Below are 17,392 nucleotides of genomic sequence, written 5' to 3' on the forward strand. Positions count from 1 at the left end.
TAAACCCTAACGACTAATTAAATAAACCACGACGGCTACGTTCGTAAATCTCATCCGCAGCAGTTGCATAGCGTTTACATTTGGCATCGTGCTCCCTTTCACCAAATGCTACTGATAGCTTTCTAGCCAAATGGCTAAATTCCTCAGTTTTCATTCCACGGCTATAAAGCATGGTGAAAATCTCTTCAGAAGTTTTAAGGCTAGAAAGTGTCACCATTTTCCAAGCTAACTGTAATAGCTCATCATTCTTAAGCTCTTCTTGAGCAAAAGAACTGCAATGCCACAGCTCTTCTATCTTATCGAGCTCTTCAGCTGTGGGCTTTTCGTAAGTTAAAAGTTGTAAAGCCACTAGTCGATAATTATCGTTATGCTGCGCCTTTAGAATTTCATACTTCACGCGCCTCAGTTCAAAATCAGAACCATACTTCTCTTCAAACTCATCAATGGCTGAAATAGCTGTTTTAAAGGAGAATTTACCCAATAGATGGTAGATCTTGTCTCGCGCCTTAACGTCTTCTGCAAGGTCTTCCTCTTTTTCAAGGTATTCTTCATCCAGTACTTTTGGCGAAACTAGAATTGTCGTAAAAATAAGTAATGCACCTGCGATAAACCCACCCGTATGCGCCATGAAAGCGACGTTAGAGTCGGTCACAGTGGCAAACTGATAAAGCTCGTTTGCTATATAAAGCCCTAATACCCATAGAGCCGGCGCACGCATGAAGCCAACGAAGATGAAGAACCAATAGAAAAACTCTATCTTCCTAAAACGGAAAACACCTAAATACATTGCCATAACCGCAGAAATTGAACCTGAGGCTCCCACTAAAGCACTTGGGCTTTGTGAGTTAACAAATAAGAAAAGTACCCCACCGGCGATTCCGCCCAGTAGATAAAAGAGTAAGAAGCGAAGATGGCCTATAGCGGCCTCTACGGCGAAACCAAAAATAACTAAAAAGAATATATTGCCTATAAGGTGGAAGAAATCGCCATGCAGAAACTGATAGGTCACTAAATCAAACGGTGAAAATGCTTTTGGTTTTAAACCATGGCCAAAAATAGTGGTACTAGAAATGAGATCATATAGTTCAGAACGATTGACCCAATAATCACCACTGCCCGGTTCATCAAAACGTACTTGGTTATAGCGCAGATATTCAAAGAAATTTAAGTCACTTAACAAATAGTAACTTAATTCAAGTGTCTTCCCTGATTGATGTAGATTCTGGTATTCGGCTATCTGCTGATCAGCGACCCCATCTTCTTTGAGGTAGTTTAGGTACATATCCCACTCAGCATCGAAATACTGGAGCTCTGAGTAGCGAGAAAGCGCATCGTTGATCATCTCTTCGTCTTTATCTTGCGCGAAGAAGAACACAACGACATTCAATATAACCAAGAAAAACAGCACAAAAGGCGGTCTTCGCCAATCAAATTTCTTCTCGGTTGGGATTATGACCATAGTTACGATTCCATTCTTAACTGTTGAGTAATTTTTGAACTAACAGAGGGTAACACAAAAAATAGCTACAAAAATTGTATGTTGTTTCGAGTAAATTCAGTTACGAAAACGTCTTGAGGCAAACAATAAATTGGTGCCATTAAAAGGAGAAACTTTACGTTATGGCAAGATCAAAAATGGTGAATCAATTGCCATCTACAGAATTGATGTCACAATTAACCCTAAGTACCTTGTGTTTATCTGACTCAAAGAGCATGGAGCATAAAGATGTCACTTCTGTCCAATTTTTCACGCAGTCTCTTGCTATTGTTCTGTTTTATTTCCAATCCTGTGGCTGCCAATAATGAAATTGGTAAGGTTGTGCTTATCCAAGGAAAACCACTTGTAGAACGGCAGAATCAGCATCTATTTATCAAAAGGAATGATCCCCTATTTATTGAAGACGTTTTAATCACCCCTGTTGGTAGTAAGATTTTGATCAAGCTAGCTGATAAAACAACTATATCTCTGGCCGAAAACACCCAATTTGAGCTCTCCAAATATCAATTTGATAAAAAAGCTCAAACTTCGGATGTTAGTTTTAAAATGCTCAAAGGTGCATTTAGAACCTTAACCGGATCAATTGGTAAGCAAAAACAGCCTAAATTCGAAATACACACCCCCGTTGCAACCATTGGAGTACGTGGTACCGAATTCTGGGGAGGCATGATCTTCTCCGAAGCACTTGATGTAACCATGCTGGAAGGTAAAGGGGTTTACATCAAGAACGAACATGGACAGGTAGAAATAACACGTCCGGGTGACGGCACTATGGTCTCAAAAGGTATGAAACCTTCCGAAGTATCAATGTGGAGTGAAGAAAAACTACAGAAAGCAGCGGCGGCGACTGAGCTAAAGCAACAACGACAAAACCAAAGTGATGATTATCTAAACTATTAATTTCTGATGTGTCTATCGTGATCAAACACATCTATCGCCTGATAAGTGTAAAAGCGCATATTATCACTCCAGTAATCTACAGGCAGACCCGCTTTTAACTTCAAGCGCTGTAGAAATACCTTTGCTGTAGGCAGCTGTTGCCAAACTTGAGGTAGAAATGTGGCTCGATACCCTCTTTCTTCAATTATTAGTCCATCAATTCCCGGCCTTAAACAACCAAGCAGTTCTTTCTCGTTTGATACGCTTAATTCTACTGGCGCCGTTAAGATAGATATGTGTATAGAAAGCGCCTCATATTCACTTACAGAAACAGGCTCAAAACGAGAATCATAAAAGGCTGCGTTCACTGCATTGCTCTGTAAATCTTTGAGTAAAGACCGTCGTGCTTCTAATGTGCCGATACAACCTCGTAGCTCGCCATTGATAGATAAAGTTACAAATGTTGCAGCTGGCTTGTTAAGCCATAACTGTTTTGAAATTGAATCATAATCTATGGGCTCATTTTTTGACTGTAATTCAAGCTTTGATGCAATTGAATCTTGAACAATTTCAATCATCAACTTTTGCTGTTCGTGACTGAATTCAGTAGATGGCATAAGCTCCGTACCCTACGACACGAGCCTTATCCCCCGCGCTGTCTCCAGAGTTACTGCTTTGCAGTAGATGTGGTTTTAAGTCAGTGGAAGCTAATGCCCACAATAAACCATTAAGGCCCATGTATCCGCAAGCTTCATCACCTGTGATATCAGTATCACCATCAATAATTCGTTTATTGGTGTTTTCATCAATTAACTTAGCTTGAACGTAAGAATGGTAATGACTCAAGTCCGTACTGATAACAGTGAGTACCTCTGAATCTTGTAATGCAGGCAAGATTATCTTGCCGACTTCACTTGCCGATGAATTTCCGACTACAACAGGAATTAAATCCGCTTGAATGTCGATTTGCTGAATAAATGGTAATTGGACTTCAAGACTATGCTCTTGCCTATGCGCAAGATCGTTGTAACTAACAAAGCCTTTATCAACTAATTCGCTGACTCTATCCGCAGCGATAGCGATGTTACCAAGTGGAGTATTGAATTGATCAGCCAAAGGAACCGCCATACCTTGAAATGCCACTCGATGGCTTGGCCCGATTAATAAAATGTACTTAAACGGTGAATCATGAGGGATACAACTATAAGCTGCGGCTGCGACACTTCCTGAATAAATATATCCAGCATGAGGGACTATTAGAGCCCTTAAGTTCGGGGCCACTTCTCTCTGCTCTTGCCTTAATAAAGTATCTACTTCACATGCCAATTCTCTAGCATCATCTGGGTAAAACAAACCGGACACGGCTGGCTGACGAGTATTCACAAGCTTCTCCGTTGTATGTCCTATTATACAAGAGCACATGAAACTAGTTTGATTGCTAACATTCACGGGCCGTCCTACTCTTCAAGTATAGAAATAAGTTACGAAAGTTTTTAAAACATCAGCGATTAATTACCCAATTAGGAACCCAGTATGAGTGTCATTGAAGTGGGGTTCTGGCATGAACTTGATCAAAACAAAATTCAATGTGATCTATGCCCACGTTTTTGCAAGTTATCAGACGGACAGCGTGGTCTCTGTTTTGTGCGTGGTAATGAAGGTGGCCGGATGCGCCTATACACTTATGGGCGCTCCAGTGGATTTTGTATAGACCCTATAGAGAAAAAGCCACTAAATCATTACCTACCGGGGACTCCCGTATTATCTTTCGGTACAGCCGGTTGCAATCTTACATGTAAGTTTTGTCAAAATTGGGATATGAGCAAAGCCCGAGAGATGGATAGGCTTGCCGATGCAGCCAGCCCAGAACAATTAGCAAAATACTGTCAGGAACATCATTGCCGTTCAATCGCGTATACCTATAACGATCCAGTGATCTTTCTCGAATACGCTGAAGATGTTGCGATTGCATGCCATGAATATCAAATTAACTCTATTGCGGTTAGCGCAGGTTATATTACCGATATAGCGCGCCCTCGCTTTTTTGAGCATATGGATGCTGCAAATATAGATCTAAAAGCGTTTTCGGAACGATTTTACAAAAAGCTTTGTGGAGCCAGTCTCACTCCCGTTCTAGATACTCTTCTCTACCTTCATAAAGAAACCGCAGTATGGTTTGAGATCACAACCCTGCTTATTCCAGATCAAAATGATAGTAATGAAGAGATCGATGCAATGACCCAATGGATTTACAACAACCTTGGTCCCAGCATCCCACTACATTTCTCTGCTTTTCACCCTGATTGGAAAATGAGAGACAAAGATCGAACACCTGCATCAACCCTAACGCGTGCGCGAGAAATAGCGATAAAAAACGGGCTGAGGTACGTTTACACGGGTAACGTACATGACACTTCTGGTAGCTCAACGTACTGCCACAACTGCGGATTACGTTTGATTGAACGAGATTGGTATCAGCTAGGAGAGTGGAATCTTAAATCTGGCTGTTGTGTTGGCTGTGGTGAACCCTTACCAGGCCGTTTTGAAGAAAGTCATGGCAATTGGGGCGCTTATCGACAGCCCCTGTATTTGGCTAGTGACTAGATGTAAGTAGTTAGTGGCTAGGAGCAATTCTTTATTGATCAGTAATGCGCATAAAACAATTAGGTACGGAGAAAATAGAGCAAAGATTGTTACCCCAAGGCCATCTAGTAGGCTGCGCACTGCGTGCTAGATGGTAATGACTTCGTAATTGCTGAACCAACGACCTTCGCCCGGGGTTACAAGAGCTGAGCCCGACGAGCTACCAAGCTGCTGCACTCAAATTTCCATATCCCAGAAACGAAAAAACCGACTTAGAGTTAACTAAATCGGCTTAATCTGAATTTGGTAGCGGGGGCTGGATTTGAACCAACGACCTTCGGGTTATGAGCCCGACGAGCTACCAAGCTGCTCCACCCCGCATCAATGTGGCGCGAATATTATAGATCCCCTGCACCTTTAGCAAGCACTATTTCACGCATATGCAAAATTAATCGCAACAAGCCCACTTTTTGTATATTTAACATACAGTTATGACCCAAAATGGTGTTCAGGAACAGTTTTCATCTAATTAAGCTGGATACCTGCTAATAAAGCGCTATTATTGCCTCACTTTGTATGGGATTAATCGTTGCAAGAAACGCAACAGAGCAAACCATATATATCATTTTACGCGATACCCTTTATCTTTTAGAGTAGCGCTATAACAAACATGTCGGTTAACCGACTTTTTATTTATTACGGAATGTAGAAATGTCTAAGAACTATTTCAACACGCTTCCACTGCGTGAGCAGCTAGAACAGCTGGGTAAATGTCGTTTTATGTCTATGGATGAATTCAGCGATGGCGTTGAAGCTCTTAAAGGCAAAAAAATGGTTGTTATCGGTTGTGGTGCACAAGGCCTAAACCAAGGTCTTAACCTGCGTGACAGTGGTCTAGACGTTTCTTACGCTCTACGTCCAGCAGCAATCGCTGAAAAGCGTCAGTCTTGGAAAAACGCTACTGAGAACGGTTTCGTTGTTGGTACTTACGAAGAACTAATCCCAACTGCTGACGTAGTTCTTAACCTTACTCCAGACAAGCAGCACACACCTGTTGTTGAAGCTGTAATGCCTCTAATGAAAGAAGGCGCTTGCCTATCTTACTCTCACGGTTTCAACATCGTTGAAGAAGGCATGCAGATCCGTGACGACCTAACAGTAATCATGGTTGCTCCTAAGTGCCCAGGTTCTGAAGTACGTGCTGAATACGTTCGTGGTTTCGGTGTACCAACGCTTATCGCTGTACACGAAGACAACGATCCTAAAGGCGAAGGTCTTGCACTAGCTAAAGCTTACGCTGTAGGTACTGGCGGTCACAAAGCAGGCGTTCTAATGTCTTCTTTCATCGCTGAAGTTAAGTCTGACCTTATGGGTGAACAGACTATCCTTTGCGGTATGCTACAGACTGGTTCTATCCTTTGCTTCGACAAAATGGTTGAAGAAGGCATCGACGCTGGTTACGCATCTAAGCTTATCCAGTACGGTTGGGAAACAATCACTGAAGCTCTTAAATACGGCGGCGTGACTAACATGCTAGACCGTCTATCTAACCCAGCTAAGATCAAAGCATTCGATCTTTCTGAAGAGCTAAAAGTTATCATGCGCCCACTTTACAACAAGCACCAAGATGACATCATCGACGGTACTTTCTCTCGCGTGATGATGGAAGACTGGGCGAACGACGACAAGAATCTTCTAGGCTGGCGTGCAGAAACTGCTGAGACTAACTTCGAGAAGACTCCAGCAGGCGACGTAGAGATCTCTGAGCAAGAGTTCTTCGACAACGGTATCCTAATGGTTGCAATGGTTAAAGCGGGTGTTGAACTAGCATTCGAAACTATGACTGCTGCAGGCATCATCGCTGAATCTGCTTACTACGAGTCTCTACACGAAACTCCGCTGATTGCTAACACAATCGCACGTAAGAAGCTTTACGAAATGAACGCAACTATCTCTGATACTGCTGAGTACGGCTGCTACCTATACAACCACGCTTGCCTACCACTACTAGGCGACTTCATGAAAGACATCAAAACTGATGTTATCGGTAAAGGTCTAGACCTTGCTGATACTGGCGTAGATAACGCTCGCCTAATTGAAGTTAACGAAGCGCTACGCTCTCACCCAGTTGAAGCGATCGGTCAAGTGTTACGTGGCCACATGTCTGACATGAAGAAGATCGTATAATTATCTGATATTTATACATTTTCTTTCTTGTAAGAAAATTAAAGCCAAGGCTTTGCCTTGGCTTTTTTTTAGCTAAATTTAAGCCTTTTCCGTAACAAATCCCTATAAAACCCAATCGATAGATCCGCATAATAGAGACTATGAACAGCATTAAGATTGAGAATTACACGGCAGAATTTGGTGAGTCTTTCACGCTCAACAACATCAATTGGACGATTGAACCCAACCAACATTGGGTGATTACTGGCACCAACGGTTCCGGTAAGTCTGCCCTATCTGCAATCTTGGCCGGTGCAGGCGATAAAGTCAGTGGGACTATCTCGGGCCTACCAAAACATGTTGAACTTGTATCTTTTGAAGCTCAGGCAGAACTGATTGCCCGAGAGCTTAAAAAAGACGATGCCGATATCATGGATGTTATTAGTGAAGGCACTCCGGTAAGAGAAATTCTGGAAGAAGGTAAAGCAATCTACCCAGAATTTGATGCTGACTTACTTGATCAACTTGTTAGCATGTTCAAACTAGAACATATGCTCGATCGTAGTTTCAGAAAGCTCTCAACAGGTGAAACGCGTAAGATCATGCTAATTCGCGCCCTAGCGAATAATCCAGATCTTATCATTCTGGATGAGCCTTTCGATGGTCTAGACGCTGACTCTATGAAGCTGCTACACGACCTGCTAGCAAGCAAGATCGATTCAATGGGCATGATTCTGGTATTAAACCGTTTTGATGAAATGCCGGACTTCATCACCCATGTTGCCTACACAGACAAAGGTGAGCTTCACCACACGGTTGATATTAACGACAAACAAGCCTACGACGACCTGTATCAATTGCTTCACCTAAAAACGACTGATCTATCTGTGCCACCTACCGATGAATCGGATCGCCCACCAGCACTGAATCCAGAAGATCCGCTGGTGCGTTTAACTGATATTAAAATTGCCTACGCAGATTCAAAAGTTATTGATGGCCTTAACTGGACCATTAAGCCGGGACAACACTGGCAATTAAGCGGCCCTAACGGCAGTGGTAAGACTTGTTTGCTGAACCTAATTACCGGCGACCATCCGCAATGCTATACCAACGATATCTTTGTATTCGGTATGCAACGCGGTAACGGCGAAACCATCTGGCAGATCAAGCAATATATCGGCTATGTATCTACCGCGCTTCAGTGGGAATACCGTGTAAGCATCAGTCTTAGAAACGTGATTATCTCTGGCTTCCACGACAGTATCGGTATGTACACAAAGAGTACCGATAAGCAGAAAGAAGTCGCAGACCAGTGGCTAGCCCTGCTAGGTATGGAAGATCGTGCCAACGAGCCATATAACCAGCTTTCTTTTGGTGATCAACGTTTATTGCTTATTGCACGAGCGATGGTTAAGCACCCTACTTTGTTGATTCTAGACGAGCCTTGCTTAGGCCTCGACGATATCAACCGTCAGCTCGTACTGGCGTTAATTGAGAAGATCTGTGCCAGCGGTGACACAACGGTGCTATATGTTAACCACCACGCGGAAGACCAGATCAGTGGCATCAAAGAGTTTAAACAGCTAGAAAAGCTAACCGCTGAATAAATTCTCTAAGGCCTAGTATTCACTAGGCCTTTTTCCTTTCAGATCCACTTTAATATCGTCTAAAAAAATTCATAGAAAACCTGTAAAAAAAGATTGTCTCTTGATTAAAACAGGAGTCAAATTGCACTCATGTACCACAAGGCAAATGCCTTTATTGAGGATCAAATGAGTGACAATCGAAAAGAATATCTGCGGCGCTGAAGAATGGTGCAAGTTCCCTCAACTTGCCGTTCCTGCAATCAAAGCCAGAGTCGACTCTGGTGCCAAAACATCTGCAATCCATGCTTTAAATATCCAACAATTTCAACGAGATGGCGTTGCTTGGGTTAGGTTTGATGTATGTCCATTGCAGGACAATCGCAAGACAGTAGTTCATTGTGAAGCGCCTGTTTATGATCGCAGGAGCGTTAAAAGCTCTAGCGGCACATCGGAAAAACGCTATGTAATCAAAACAAGCTTAGCTATTGGCGATCAAAGCTGGGATGTTGAACTTACCCTGACCAATCGAGATGCGATGGGCTATCGCATGCTACTAGGCCGTGAAGCGATGTCGGGTAAGCTGATAGTAGATCCAGAAGATTCTTTTTGTTTAGGTGACATTGCTGATGAAGAGTTAAAAGAACTCTATCTAAGCAAAAAACCACCTAAAAAAGGCATGAAAATCGGCGTACTAGCTAGCAACCCAAATCTCTACAGTAATCGTAGGATTATGGAAGCAGGTGAAGAGCGCGGTCACGAGATGGTGTTCCTGAATATCAAGCACTGCTATATGAAGATGGATGCTGAAAATCCAGAGGTTCATTATCGTGGCGGCAAGGTACTCAACGACCTTGATGCAATTATCCCACGGATACGCCCAAGCATGACCTTCTATGGCTGTGCACTGACACGTCAATTTGAATCTATGGGTGTGTATTGTCTAAATACCGCTGGGGCTATTACTCAATCTCGCGATAAGTTGCATTCCCTACAACTCCTCTTCGAGAGCAAGATTGATATTCCGATCACGGGTTTTGCTAACTCACCGCTCGAAACGGATGATCTGATCAACATGGTTGGTGGCGCACCACTGATCATTAAGTTGCTTGAAGGTACTCAAGGCAAAGGCGTTGTACTCGCTGAAACCAAGAAAGCGGCAGAGAGTGTTATTAATGCATTCAAGAGCCTTAAGGCCGACATTCTCGTTCAGGAGTTTATAAAAGAAGCCAATGGCAAAGATATCCGCTGCTTTGTAGTGGATGGTAAAGTTGTGGCTTCGATTCAGCGTGAAGCTGAACCTGGCGAATTCAGAGCTAATATCCATCAGGGTGGTACAGCGAGCCTTATCGTTCCAACATCAGATGAGAAGAAGATCGCTATTAAAGCAGCTAAGGCTATGGGCCTCAAAGTAGCTGGCGTAGATATCATTCGTTCAGCGAAAGGTCCTTTACTGTTAGAGGTAAACTCTTCTCCGGGCTTGGAAGGCATCGAAGGCGCAACCGGTAAAGACGTTGCTGGCCTGATGATTCAAGCTATAGAGAAAAAACTAAAGTGGGTTGTTAACGTATAGCGTTATCCTAATTTTCAACTCATAAACCCGTTCCCATACTTTTGGGAATGGGTTTTCTGATCATGCACTAAATTCTCCTGCCCTTTTCAAATCCATAAATCCATTCTCTGACTACTATTAAGTTATTAGCCTACAAAAATCTTAAGCTAATGGGAGTCAGCAAATTAGATGGATCAAATTTGGCTATTCCTCATAGTTGCGGCAGCCATTGTTATAGTCTTCGACTTCACCAATGGATTTCACGACGCATCCAATATGATCGCATCGGTGATCGCTTCTCATGCAATGACACCTCTACAAGCTATTTTAGTCATAGGCACATTCACCTTTTTGGGGCCTATGCTTGGCGGTACGGCAGTCGCAAACACCATTGGTAAATTCGTGACGTTAGATGATCTCCCAAACAATCTATCTCTCTCATTAGTGATCTGCGGCTTATTAGCTGCCACAGTTTGGAATCTGTTTACTTGGTATAGAGGCCTACCCTCGTCTTCGTCACACGCATTGGTTGGTGGTTTAGTTGGGGCGGTTGTCGTATCAGCCGGGCCAGAACATGTACTCTGGGGTTTTTCACAATTGGCTCAAGGGCAGATCACTGGCGTTACGAAGGTGCTGCTAGCACTGTTTATCTCCCCTTTAGCAGGTTTTTGGATAGGCTTTTTACTGCAACGAATCACGCTGTATCTATTACGCGCAGCCAGCCCTTTGATCAACCGTGAATTAAGGGGCGCACAATGGTTCACTACCGCAGGGTTAGCCTTCTCTCACGGCGCTAATGATGCCCAAAAAAGTATGGGTGTATTAACTCTATGCTTACTAATGAGCGGTGAGATCAGCGAGTTTGTAGTGCCATTTTGGGTCATCCTAGTTTGTGCCATCTCTATTACATTAGGCACGCTATTGGGCGGCTGGCGAATCGTTAGAACCCTAGCCTTCTCTATCTACAAAATCAGACCACTACATGCCTTTAATTCTCAAGCTTCATCTGCAGGCGTTATATTTTTAGCCTCTATGATTGGCGCGCCAGTATCGACCACCCATGTAGTTTCCTCATCTATTATGGGTATAGGCGCGGCAGAGAGAGCTAAAGCCGTCAGATGGACAAAGGCTAAAGAGATCGGCATTACTTGGTTAATCACCATACCTGGTGCTGGAATTGTCTCCATTATTAGTTATGGCGTACTGAGCCTTACTAAGCTTGCTTTAATATAGAAAAGGATTGGATATGAGCGATCAGAGTAAACAAAACCTCTTTCGTAAACTCCTTAATAGGATTGTCCCTACGCCACCTGACTTTTTCTTACTTCTAACCGAGCAATGTACGTTGGTAACGGTAACGATACGAAACCTCTATCAATATATGAAAAGCCCTAATCCCTATCTTGCTGAGGTATTAGCAGCAGATGAGCACCAAGCAGACGCGCTTAAAATTCGTAACTTGCACCAGCTAAACCGGGCATTTTCTACTCCTATCGATCGCGAAGATATCTACCGTGCCATTGCCTCTTTGGATTGGATCATCACACATTGTAAAAGCACAATAAATGAGATGCTTGATCTAGGCGTCGAGCCTGACGAACAGATGGTGAGAATTCTTGAAGAGCTTCTTACAGGTTGCGAAGCCTTAGAGCGAGGCTTTGGAGGACTATCTACCTATCCCGCTGGCAGTGAGAAAGATGCACAAATTGCCCGGCATGCTCATAGACGTATAGAAAGACTGTATAGACACAGCTTAAAAGAACTCTTCCAAGGTGAAGTCACCACAGAGATGCTTTGCAAACGAGAAATCTATCATCATTTGATGGATGGATCGCGAAGATTACATGCTGCTGCAAACGTCCTTCACGACATTATGGTCAAACTAATCTAAAAACACGCGCTAAATACTCAATTCCATCGCCACTCTATCAACGCAAAAGATCAATTTTGTACAAAAACCGTTAGCCCGTTTGCGCTAGAATGTAGCCATGAGCAAAAAAGAGATCGCTAACTACCATATAGAAGATGAACTAGGCGGATTAGAGATGCTAGAAGCGTCCTATGAGCGCCAGAATTTTTCTAGGCATAGCCATGAGGGTTATACAGTAGGCGTGATTGAGGAAGGTGCTCAGCGCTTCCTAAGAAATGGTGCAAACCACGTTGCACCGCAAGACAGTATCATCCTAGTTAATCATGACGAAGTCCATGATGGTCACTCCGCAGCTGAAGGTGGCTGGTCTTATAAAGCGATCTACCCACTACCTGATCAATTAGCCAATATCGCTAAAGAAGCAGGCTTAAATATCAGCGGCTCAGTCTATTTCTCAGAACCTGTCGTTAAAGATCCAGAACTCGCTGGCTTGTTTCGTTTAGCGCTATATCACCTACAACACTCTGATAATCGGCTGCTACGCGAGACACTGCTTTACAACGCATTACTCAAGTTAATGCAACGTCATGGTAAATGCAGCACAGAGATACCTGAACAGGCCGATGCTAAATCGCGAGTCGCTTTAGTAAAAAACTACCTCGATGATCACCCACAAGCAGATGTTTCTCTAGAAGATCTAGCCAAACTTGCGGGAATTAGTGCTTTTCATCTAGTGCGACAGTTTCAGAAATTCTATGGGCTCCCTCCCCATGCGTATCAAATACAATCCCGTGTAAGGCTAAGCAAACGCTTTATAGCTCAAGGCGACACACTATTAGATGCAGCCTTAAAAGCAGGCTTTCACGATCAAAGCCATCTTAACCGCCATTTTAAACGCACTATCGGTGTAACGCCGGGTCAATATGCTCGACAGATAAGAAGCTAGCATCACAAACACGAAGCAATCCTGTACAAGACTCACAATCACTGAATATTTATCTTTATCGCTCAACATAAGAAAGAGCGTGAAAGTGAATAGTCAGGTAAAAATTCCATTAAACCCTAAGCAGTCTTTCCTTAAAGGCACGGTTGCGATGTTGCCCCTTATTGTCGCTGTCCTGCCTTGGGGAATATTAGTCGGCGCGTACGGGATCGAATCAGGTCTAACCGCTTGGCAAACTCAGGCCATGTCACTGTTTGTATTTGCGGGCACTTCACAGTTGGTTGCTATAGGTATGCTACAAGCCGGCGCTTCTATGCTCAGCATACTCGTGACCACATTGCTGATTACCTCACGACATCTGCTGTATAGCATGGCAATGCGTCAGCATATCCAGGCACTACCCCTTAATTGGCGCAGTTCCCTCGGCTTCCTGTTAACCGACGAACTCTTCGTCAATGGCATGCAAGATAACGGTATATTTAATCGTTGGTATGCATTTGGTGGCGGCTTAAGTTTCTATATCGCGTGGAATTTTGCGACGCTGCTAGGAATCCTTGCAGGCGCAGCTTTGCCCAATCTAACCACCCTTGGATTGGACTTCGCGGTTGTCGCTACATTTATCGCCATACTCATCCCGATGATTAAAAACCTCTCCTATTTGGTCTGTGTAGGCGTATCCCTGGCGGTTTCTGTGTACTGCGAAGCTCATGAGATCCAAGCCGGCTTATTGATCTCAATTATTTTGGGGATGTTAAGTGGTTATTTGTTTAAGTGCACAGTGGGGAGATTAAAATGAATGATTGGCTATTGTTCGGGCTTATGGCGATCATTGTATTCGCAAGTCGCTATCTCTTTTTAGAGCCCCGCTTACCACTGAAGCTAAATGATAAAGCACTAGAACTGCTTAGCTATTCGGCTCCTGCCGTACTAGCAGCCGTGATAGGCCCATTAGTATTCTTACAGGAAGGAAAGCTAACAACGAGCTTGGAAAGCCCGTATATCATAGGCGCACTGGCTGCCATCGTGTTGATGCTTTTAACTAAAAACACCTTGATGACAGCCGTACTGAGTATGGGTGTGTTCTTCGTCTGTAATCTATAGGGTTACAGACGAACAGAACGGATCGATACTTTGCTAATTGAATCACTACCAGGCGCTAGTTCAACCGCATTATCGAGAACAGAAGCATTTTCTAAGCAAACCATGTTCTCATAGTCATTATCCGCAAAATGACTTAAGCGTTTACTTTTATCGATCCAAGGGTTCCAAACCACCATATCAGGCAGGTTATCAGCACTCATAAGTATCTGACGGCGCATCTGTTTATCTTTGATAGCAACCTGAGCTGGGATATTTGGGTATATACGGTCCGTTTCAGCCGAAATGCCAATGGCAGTGTTAGATTGCTTAACCTGCCAATCTTCCAGCGTATCTATGTACTCAACTGTTTCTAACCCTTCGATAGCGGTCTCACTGACATGACCAATCTGAAGGTAACTGTGCAAAGCACTGGTATAACTAAACACATCCGAACCTAAGTTTTTAACTTTGAGCTCTAAATCTAACTCGACACCTACAGTAACAGTCAAACGAAGAACAGCAGGATAAGGCCAGAGCTCTGTAGGCAAAACCTCGAGCTGCAGCGTTAATCGGGTTGTTTCACTATCGATCAGATCGATAGCCAATAGCTCCCAATCCTGAGATCGTACAAAGCCATGTGCAGGTGCCTCTAAGAGGTTCACTTGGTCTTTAACTTGATCTGGATTTCTGGAAAGATCCCCAAACCATGGCCAGCAGATAGGCACGCCACCGCGCAGAGACTTACCGGCTTTAAAATCGTTTTCTTGGCTCAGCCATAAAACAGGCTGCTCCCCTATTCGGCTGTACTCAGCAACTTGCGCCCCTTGCAAAAAAACAGTGGCCGAAGCCGCTTCGTTTTTTACAGCAATGGCAATGAGCTGCTTATGAATCTCAATAGTAATGCCTTTTAAAGCACCGTACTTTGCGTACAGCGCTTGAACTTGATCTGCCAGATTCATAATTTTTGTTATTCCTGGTTACTAAACTGCAAGGCAGTATTTTACGCTTACCAATACTTGGGTAAAAGCCAATCGAGCGTTTTAATGCATGAAATATTCTCGACTGGTAATCCTCATCCTACGCCGATAAGCTGAGTGGATCATCAGCAAAACTACTGAATTATGCATCGCAACCCACTAGTAACGCCCATAGAAGAAGTTCTTAGACAGTCCGAAAGCAGCTTCAGCGAGTACGAGTTGTTAAAAGCTCTAGATCTCAACGCCGACGATTTCGGAGAAGATGCACCATCAGGTAGTGACTTGGCCCTGTTTAGACAGCATTTCCTGATTATGAATGCGCTCTATACCCTGCAACCTAAGTTTTGGGATCAAGGCTTAAAACTGACTATCTCTGCATTAGAGATCAGCCTTATCAAAACCGAAAACAGCAAGCAAAACGAATTGTCACTAGAATCAGATCAAGCAGTCAGAGAGTACTATCTGAATTGGGATGAGTTCAGATCAAGTAACGAAGAGTCGGTTAACAAACTGCTAGATAGTTTTTGGACCCGTTATTTTAATCAAGATCACTATCAGGATGCTCTCGATGTTTTAGGTCTAACTGAAGATACCGATTATCAGTCTGTGAAAACACAATACCGAAAATTAGCCTCAGAACATCATCCAGACAAAGGTGGCTGTAAGGTGAAATTTAATGAGATCAGAGAGGCTTATGAAGTAATTGTTAGCGTTAATAACAAGGCCTAACCTATTGATTAATAATTATTTCCATAGGTTGATAAACCAAACCTAACAACTCTCCCACATCCCCTTTAAGCTTAAAACCATATTTCCGATAAGCAGGGACAGAAGGTAATGAAGCGCTGACAGTTACGGTTTCTGATCTCGCATATTTCAATACAGCTGTAAGTAATCCCCGACCAATCCCGCCTTTTTGCTGACTAGGTGTAACAAATAACATCGCAATATGACGGCCTTCCTTTAGCTCTACCACACCTAATATTTCACCGTTTTTACCTTCAGCGACGAGCATACGATTATCTGCTTTCATCCTCTCGGCAAAAGCGTTTGGAGAAGCGATTGCCGCAAAAGTAGCGATCCCTTCATCAGACAATGATCCAGCAACCGAGTCAGAGAAAGCATCTAAACAGACATGACTAACGCCCTCGATATCGTCTTCTTTAATCTCTCTAATAATCATCTTTTTCCTTAATATTTCTCACTGCAATCTATCAAACTGAAGGGCCCAGTTTTATTTTTCTGATTCGGGAATGAAGTCCCAACTTTCTTTAAACTCGTTTAGGCATTTACAACACAAACACTCATCCCACCTCTCAGCCAGATAACCCGCCTGCTCCCTTGTTAGGTAGATCTCACTGCAATCACAGATAAAATAGCTGCCAACTTTGCACTCAAACAATGCGCCACACTTCGGGCAAGTTGCTTGTTCATGTTGAGGCATACATAAATCCAAATCACTAACGTTGATGTTTAACGGTTGGTATACGGATTATAAGCGAAGGATAATTCTGTTTACGGGACGGATATTTAAGTTTTCAACTAGAAACGTTATAAGGCCTTATAGCGAATAAAGAATGTAAGCCGAAATGCACCATATAACAGCCCCGGCTAAACGCTCTACCGCATCGCCATAGCGAACCTGCTTATTCCAATGCGGAGGGTACACTGTTTTTATAGAATATCGGCCTGTAGCTGACAGGCTCATATCTAACAGTACCCCGCCCTCAATAGCGAGTCTTAAAAGAAGACCGAGGCCTTTGATTACAGCTTCTAGAATTTCTAGCATTTATGTTTATTGTTCATAGCAGCCTAACAGAATGAGTCAGTTGGCGTTTTTATTATGCATTTCCGACTCTCGGTTGATGATGCAGAAACAACACCAAATTCTTTACTGAGGTAACTTTGTCAAAATATGGATTGTTTTCTGGATGCTCTGTATCGATTCCTAATCGGTTGGCTACTGCCCAATAGATTTCATCCAAATCATCAGGGTCCATGTTATAGGTACCCTCAAACGTATCTTCGGTTTCGATGGGGAAAGGCTTACCATCGTATTTGCCAAGCCAGAGATGAAGTTCATTCCAAACCTCCCTCATGATTTTAGTATCGACATTTCTGTAGTCGAAAGATCTCGCATATTTGCAGATATCCGCTTCCCCACGTTCATTGGATAATCGTTTCATCCTGAAATGCTCTAAGACACTCAGGATTAACATAAGGATTATTATTGCTCCAATGATGTATAAAGCTTCCATATG

Annotated in this window: 19 protein-coding genes, 1 tRNA gene and 1 pseudogene; 12 read left to right on the forward strand and 9 right to left on the reverse strand. The window is 43.2% G+C overall.

Annotation, left to right across the window (positions count from 1 at the left end; translation table 11 throughout):
* Window positions 1-13 precede the first annotated feature (13 nt).
* The gene (locus ACMXYT_RS08190) at window positions 14-1,459 is read right to left on the reverse strand and encodes a rhomboid family intramembrane serine protease (RefSeq protein WP_415911284.1); all 1,446 of its coding nucleotides are present in this window, start codon (window positions 1,457-1,459) and stop codon (window positions 14-16) included.
* Window positions 1,460-1,726: 267 nt separating this feature from the next.
* On the opposite strand from ACMXYT_RS08190, the gene ACMXYT_RS08195 reads away from it, so the two are divergent.
* Window positions 1,727-2,398, forward strand: coding sequence for a FecR domain-containing protein (locus ACMXYT_RS08195; RefSeq protein ID WP_415911285.1), 672 nt, complete (start codon window positions 1,727-1,729; stop codon window positions 2,396-2,398).
* On the opposite strand, the gene amrA is transcribed toward ACMXYT_RS08195, so the two are convergent.
* A complete protein-coding gene (gene amrA, locus ACMXYT_RS08200; RefSeq protein ID WP_415911286.1) occupies window positions 2,395-2,994 on the reverse strand; it encodes an AmmeMemoRadiSam system protein A in 600 nt (199 codons plus the stop codon). The genes ACMXYT_RS08195 and amrA overlap by 4 nt on opposite strands.
* Window positions 2,981-3,760: an AmmeMemoRadiSam system protein B gene (amrB, locus tag ACMXYT_RS08205; RefSeq protein WP_415911287.1), complete on the reverse strand. Its 780-nt coding sequence runs from the start codon at window positions 3,758-3,760 to the stop codon at window positions 2,981-2,983. The genes amrA and amrB overlap by 14 nt, the downstream gene beginning before the upstream one ends.
* A gap of 150 nt (window positions 3,761-3,910) precedes the next feature.
* Here amrB and amrS point away from each other — a divergent pair, with 150 nt between their 5' ends.
* The gene (gene amrS / locus ACMXYT_RS08210) at window positions 3,911-4,981 is read left to right on the forward strand and encodes an AmmeMemoRadiSam system radical SAM enzyme (RefSeq protein WP_415911288.1); all 1,071 of its coding nucleotides are present in this window, start codon (window positions 3,911-3,913) and stop codon (window positions 4,979-4,981) included.
* Between the two features lie 283 nt (window positions 4,982-5,264).
* Here amrS and ACMXYT_RS08215 read toward each other — a convergent pair.
* Window positions 5,265-5,341 (reverse strand) — tRNA-Met (locus ACMXYT_RS08215).
* A gap of 330 nt (window positions 5,342-5,671) precedes the next feature.
* Here ACMXYT_RS08215 and ilvC point away from each other — a divergent pair.
* The 9 genes and pseudogenes from ilvC to ACMXYT_RS08260 all read left to right on the forward strand — a co-directional run bounded on the left by ilvC (window position 5,672) and on the right by ACMXYT_RS08260 (window position 14,175).
* Window positions 5,672-7,147, forward strand: a complete 1,476-nt coding sequence (gene ilvC, locus ACMXYT_RS08220; RefSeq protein ID WP_415898288.1) for a ketol-acid reductoisomerase — start codon at window positions 5,672-5,674, stop codon at window positions 7,145-7,147.
* 140 nt (window positions 7,148-7,287) lie between these two features.
* The gene (gene modF, locus ACMXYT_RS08225; RefSeq protein WP_415911289.1) at window positions 7,288-8,733 is read left to right on the forward strand and encodes a molybdate ABC transporter ATP-binding protein ModF; all 1,446 of its coding nucleotides are present in this window, start codon (window positions 7,288-7,290) and stop codon (window positions 8,731-8,733) included.
* A gap of 169 nt (window positions 8,734-8,902) precedes the next feature.
* Window positions 8,903-9,259, forward strand: a pseudogene (locus ACMXYT_RS08230) (ATP-dependent zinc protease); the annotation flags it as partial.
* A gap of 129 nt (window positions 9,260-9,388) precedes the next feature.
* Window positions 9,389-10,282 (forward strand): 30S ribosomal protein S6--L-glutamate ligase, encoded by an 894-nt coding sequence (rimK, locus tag ACMXYT_RS08235; RefSeq protein WP_415884656.1) that lies wholly within the window; start codon window positions 9,389-9,391, stop codon window positions 10,280-10,282.
* Between the two features lie 168 nt (window positions 10,283-10,450).
* On the forward strand, window positions 10,451-11,494 hold the full coding sequence (locus ACMXYT_RS08240; protein WP_415911290.1) for an inorganic phosphate transporter: 1,044 nt from the start codon (window positions 10,451-10,453) through the stop codon (window positions 11,492-11,494).
* A gap of 13 nt (window positions 11,495-11,507) precedes the next feature.
* Window positions 11,508-12,152 (forward strand): DUF47 domain-containing protein, encoded by a 645-nt coding sequence (locus tag ACMXYT_RS08245; protein WP_415888050.1) that lies wholly within the window; start codon window positions 11,508-11,510, stop codon window positions 12,150-12,152.
* A gap of 97 nt (window positions 12,153-12,249) precedes the next feature.
* Entirely contained in the window at window positions 12,250-13,077 is an 828-nt protein-coding gene (locus ACMXYT_RS08250; RefSeq protein ID WP_415911291.1) for an AraC family ligand binding domain-containing protein, read from the forward strand.
* 85 nt (window positions 13,078-13,162) lie between these two features.
* Window positions 13,163-13,870 carry an AzlC family ABC transporter permease gene (locus ACMXYT_RS08255; RefSeq protein WP_415911292.1) on the forward strand — a complete coding sequence of 236 codons (708 nt, stop codon included), beginning with the start codon at window positions 13,163-13,165 and terminating at the stop codon, window positions 13,868-13,870.
* A complete protein-coding gene (locus tag ACMXYT_RS08260; RefSeq protein ID WP_415911293.1) occupies window positions 13,867-14,175 on the forward strand; it encodes an AzlD domain-containing protein in 309 nt (102 codons plus the stop codon). The genes ACMXYT_RS08255 and ACMXYT_RS08260 overlap by 4 nt, the downstream gene beginning before the upstream one ends.
* A gap of 2 nt (window positions 14,176-14,177) precedes the next feature.
* Here ACMXYT_RS08260 and ACMXYT_RS08265 read toward each other — a convergent pair whose 3' ends face one another.
* Window positions 14,178-15,113, reverse strand: a complete 936-nt coding sequence (locus ACMXYT_RS08265) for a D-hexose-6-phosphate mutarotase (RefSeq protein ID WP_415911294.1) — start codon at window positions 15,111-15,113, stop codon at window positions 14,178-14,180.
* Between the two features lie 162 nt (window positions 15,114-15,275).
* Here ACMXYT_RS08265 and ACMXYT_RS08270 point away from each other — a divergent pair, with 162 nt between their 5' ends.
* The gene (locus ACMXYT_RS08270) at window positions 15,276-15,860 is read left to right on the forward strand and encodes a DNA-J related domain-containing protein (protein ID WP_415911295.1); all 585 of its coding nucleotides are present in this window, start codon (window positions 15,276-15,278) and stop codon (window positions 15,858-15,860) included.
* Between the two features lies 1 nt (window position 15,861).
* On the opposite strand, the gene ACMXYT_RS08275 is transcribed toward ACMXYT_RS08270, so the two are convergent.
* From ACMXYT_RS08275 to ACMXYT_RS08290, 4 genes are all read right to left on the reverse strand, one after another.
* Window positions 15,862-16,314: a GNAT family N-acetyltransferase gene (locus ACMXYT_RS08275; protein WP_415911296.1), complete on the reverse strand. Its 453-nt coding sequence runs from the start codon at window positions 16,312-16,314 to the stop codon at window positions 15,862-15,864.
* A gap of 51 nt (window positions 16,315-16,365) precedes the next feature.
* Window positions 16,366-16,575, reverse strand: a complete 210-nt coding sequence (locus ACMXYT_RS08280; RefSeq protein ID WP_415911297.1) for a cysteine-rich CWC family protein — start codon at window positions 16,573-16,575, stop codon at window positions 16,366-16,368.
* A gap of 117 nt (window positions 16,576-16,692) precedes the next feature.
* On the reverse strand, window positions 16,693-16,920 hold the full coding sequence (locus ACMXYT_RS08285; protein ID WP_415911298.1) for a hypothetical protein: 228 nt from the start codon (window positions 16,918-16,920) through the stop codon (window positions 16,693-16,695).
* Window positions 16,921-16,972: 52 nt separating this feature from the next.
* Entirely contained in the window at window positions 16,973-17,389 is a 417-nt protein-coding gene (locus ACMXYT_RS08290) for a hypothetical protein (RefSeq protein WP_415911299.1), read from the reverse strand.
* Window positions 17,390-17,392 lie beyond the last annotated feature (3 nt).

This window comes from Neptuniibacter sp. QD37_11, assembly GCF_047778105.1.
In the GTDB taxonomy this organism is placed as follows: Bacteria; Pseudomonadota; Gammaproteobacteria; order Pseudomonadales; family Balneatricaceae; genus Neptuniibacter.

What these genes read in the sequence shown, in the direction of transcription:
- ACMXYT_RS08190 (WP_415911284.1), bottom strand. Translation starts at nt 1,459, where the DNA reads ATGGTCATAATCCCAACCGAGAAGAAATTTGATTGGCGAAGACCGCCT.
- ACMXYT_RS08195 (WP_415911285.1), top strand. Translation starts at nt 1,727, where the DNA reads ATGTCACTTCTGTCCAATTTTTCACGCAGTCTCTTGCTATTGTTCTGT.
- amrA (WP_415911286.1), bottom strand. Translation starts at nt 2,994, where the DNA reads ATGCCATCTACTGAATTCAGTCACGAACAGCAAAAGTTGATGATTGAA.
- amrS (WP_415911288.1), top strand. Translation starts at nt 3,911, where the DNA reads ATGAGTGTCATTGAAGTGGGGTTCTGGCATGAACTTGATCAAAACAAA.
- ilvC (WP_415898288.1), top strand. Translation starts at nt 5,672, where the DNA reads ATGTCTAAGAACTATTTCAACACGCTTCCACTGCGTGAGCAGCTAGAA.
- modF (WP_415911289.1), top strand. Translation starts at nt 7,288, where the DNA reads ATGAACAGCATTAAGATTGAGAATTACACGGCAGAATTTGGTGAGTCT.
- rimK (WP_415884656.1), top strand. Translation starts at nt 9,389, where the DNA reads ATGAAAATCGGCGTACTAGCTAGCAACCCAAATCTCTACAGTAATCGT.
- ACMXYT_RS08240 (WP_415911290.1), top strand. Translation starts at nt 10,451, where the DNA reads ATGGATCAAATTTGGCTATTCCTCATAGTTGCGGCAGCCATTGTTATA.
- ACMXYT_RS08245 (WP_415888050.1), top strand. Translation starts at nt 11,508, where the DNA reads ATGAGCGATCAGAGTAAACAAAACCTCTTTCGTAAACTCCTTAATAGG.
- ACMXYT_RS08250 (WP_415911291.1), top strand. Translation starts at nt 12,250, where the DNA reads ATGAGCAAAAAAGAGATCGCTAACTACCATATAGAAGATGAACTAGGC.
- ACMXYT_RS08260 (WP_415911293.1), top strand. Translation starts at nt 13,867, where the DNA reads ATGAATGATTGGCTATTGTTCGGGCTTATGGCGATCATTGTATTCGCA.
- ACMXYT_RS08265 (WP_415911294.1), bottom strand. Translation starts at nt 15,113, where the DNA reads ATGAATCTGGCAGATCAAGTTCAAGCGCTGTACGCAAAGTACGGTGCT.
- ACMXYT_RS08270 (WP_415911295.1), top strand. Translation starts at nt 15,276, where the DNA reads ATGCATCGCAACCCACTAGTAACGCCCATAGAAGAAGTTCTTAGACAG.
- ACMXYT_RS08275 (WP_415911296.1), bottom strand. Translation starts at nt 16,314, where the DNA reads ATGATTATTAGAGAGATTAAAGAAGACGATATCGAGGGCGTTAGTCAT.
- ACMXYT_RS08280 (WP_415911297.1), bottom strand. Translation starts at nt 16,575, where the DNA reads ATGCCTCAACATGAACAAGCAACTTGCCCGAAGTGTGGCGCATTGTTT.
- ACMXYT_RS08285 (WP_415911298.1), bottom strand. Translation starts at nt 16,920, where the DNA reads ATGCTAGAAATTCTAGAAGCTGTAATCAAAGGCCTCGGTCTTCTTTTA.
- ACMXYT_RS08290 (WP_415911299.1), bottom strand. Translation starts at nt 17,389, where the DNA reads ATGGAAGCTTTATACATCATTGGAGCAATAATAATCCTTATGTTAATC.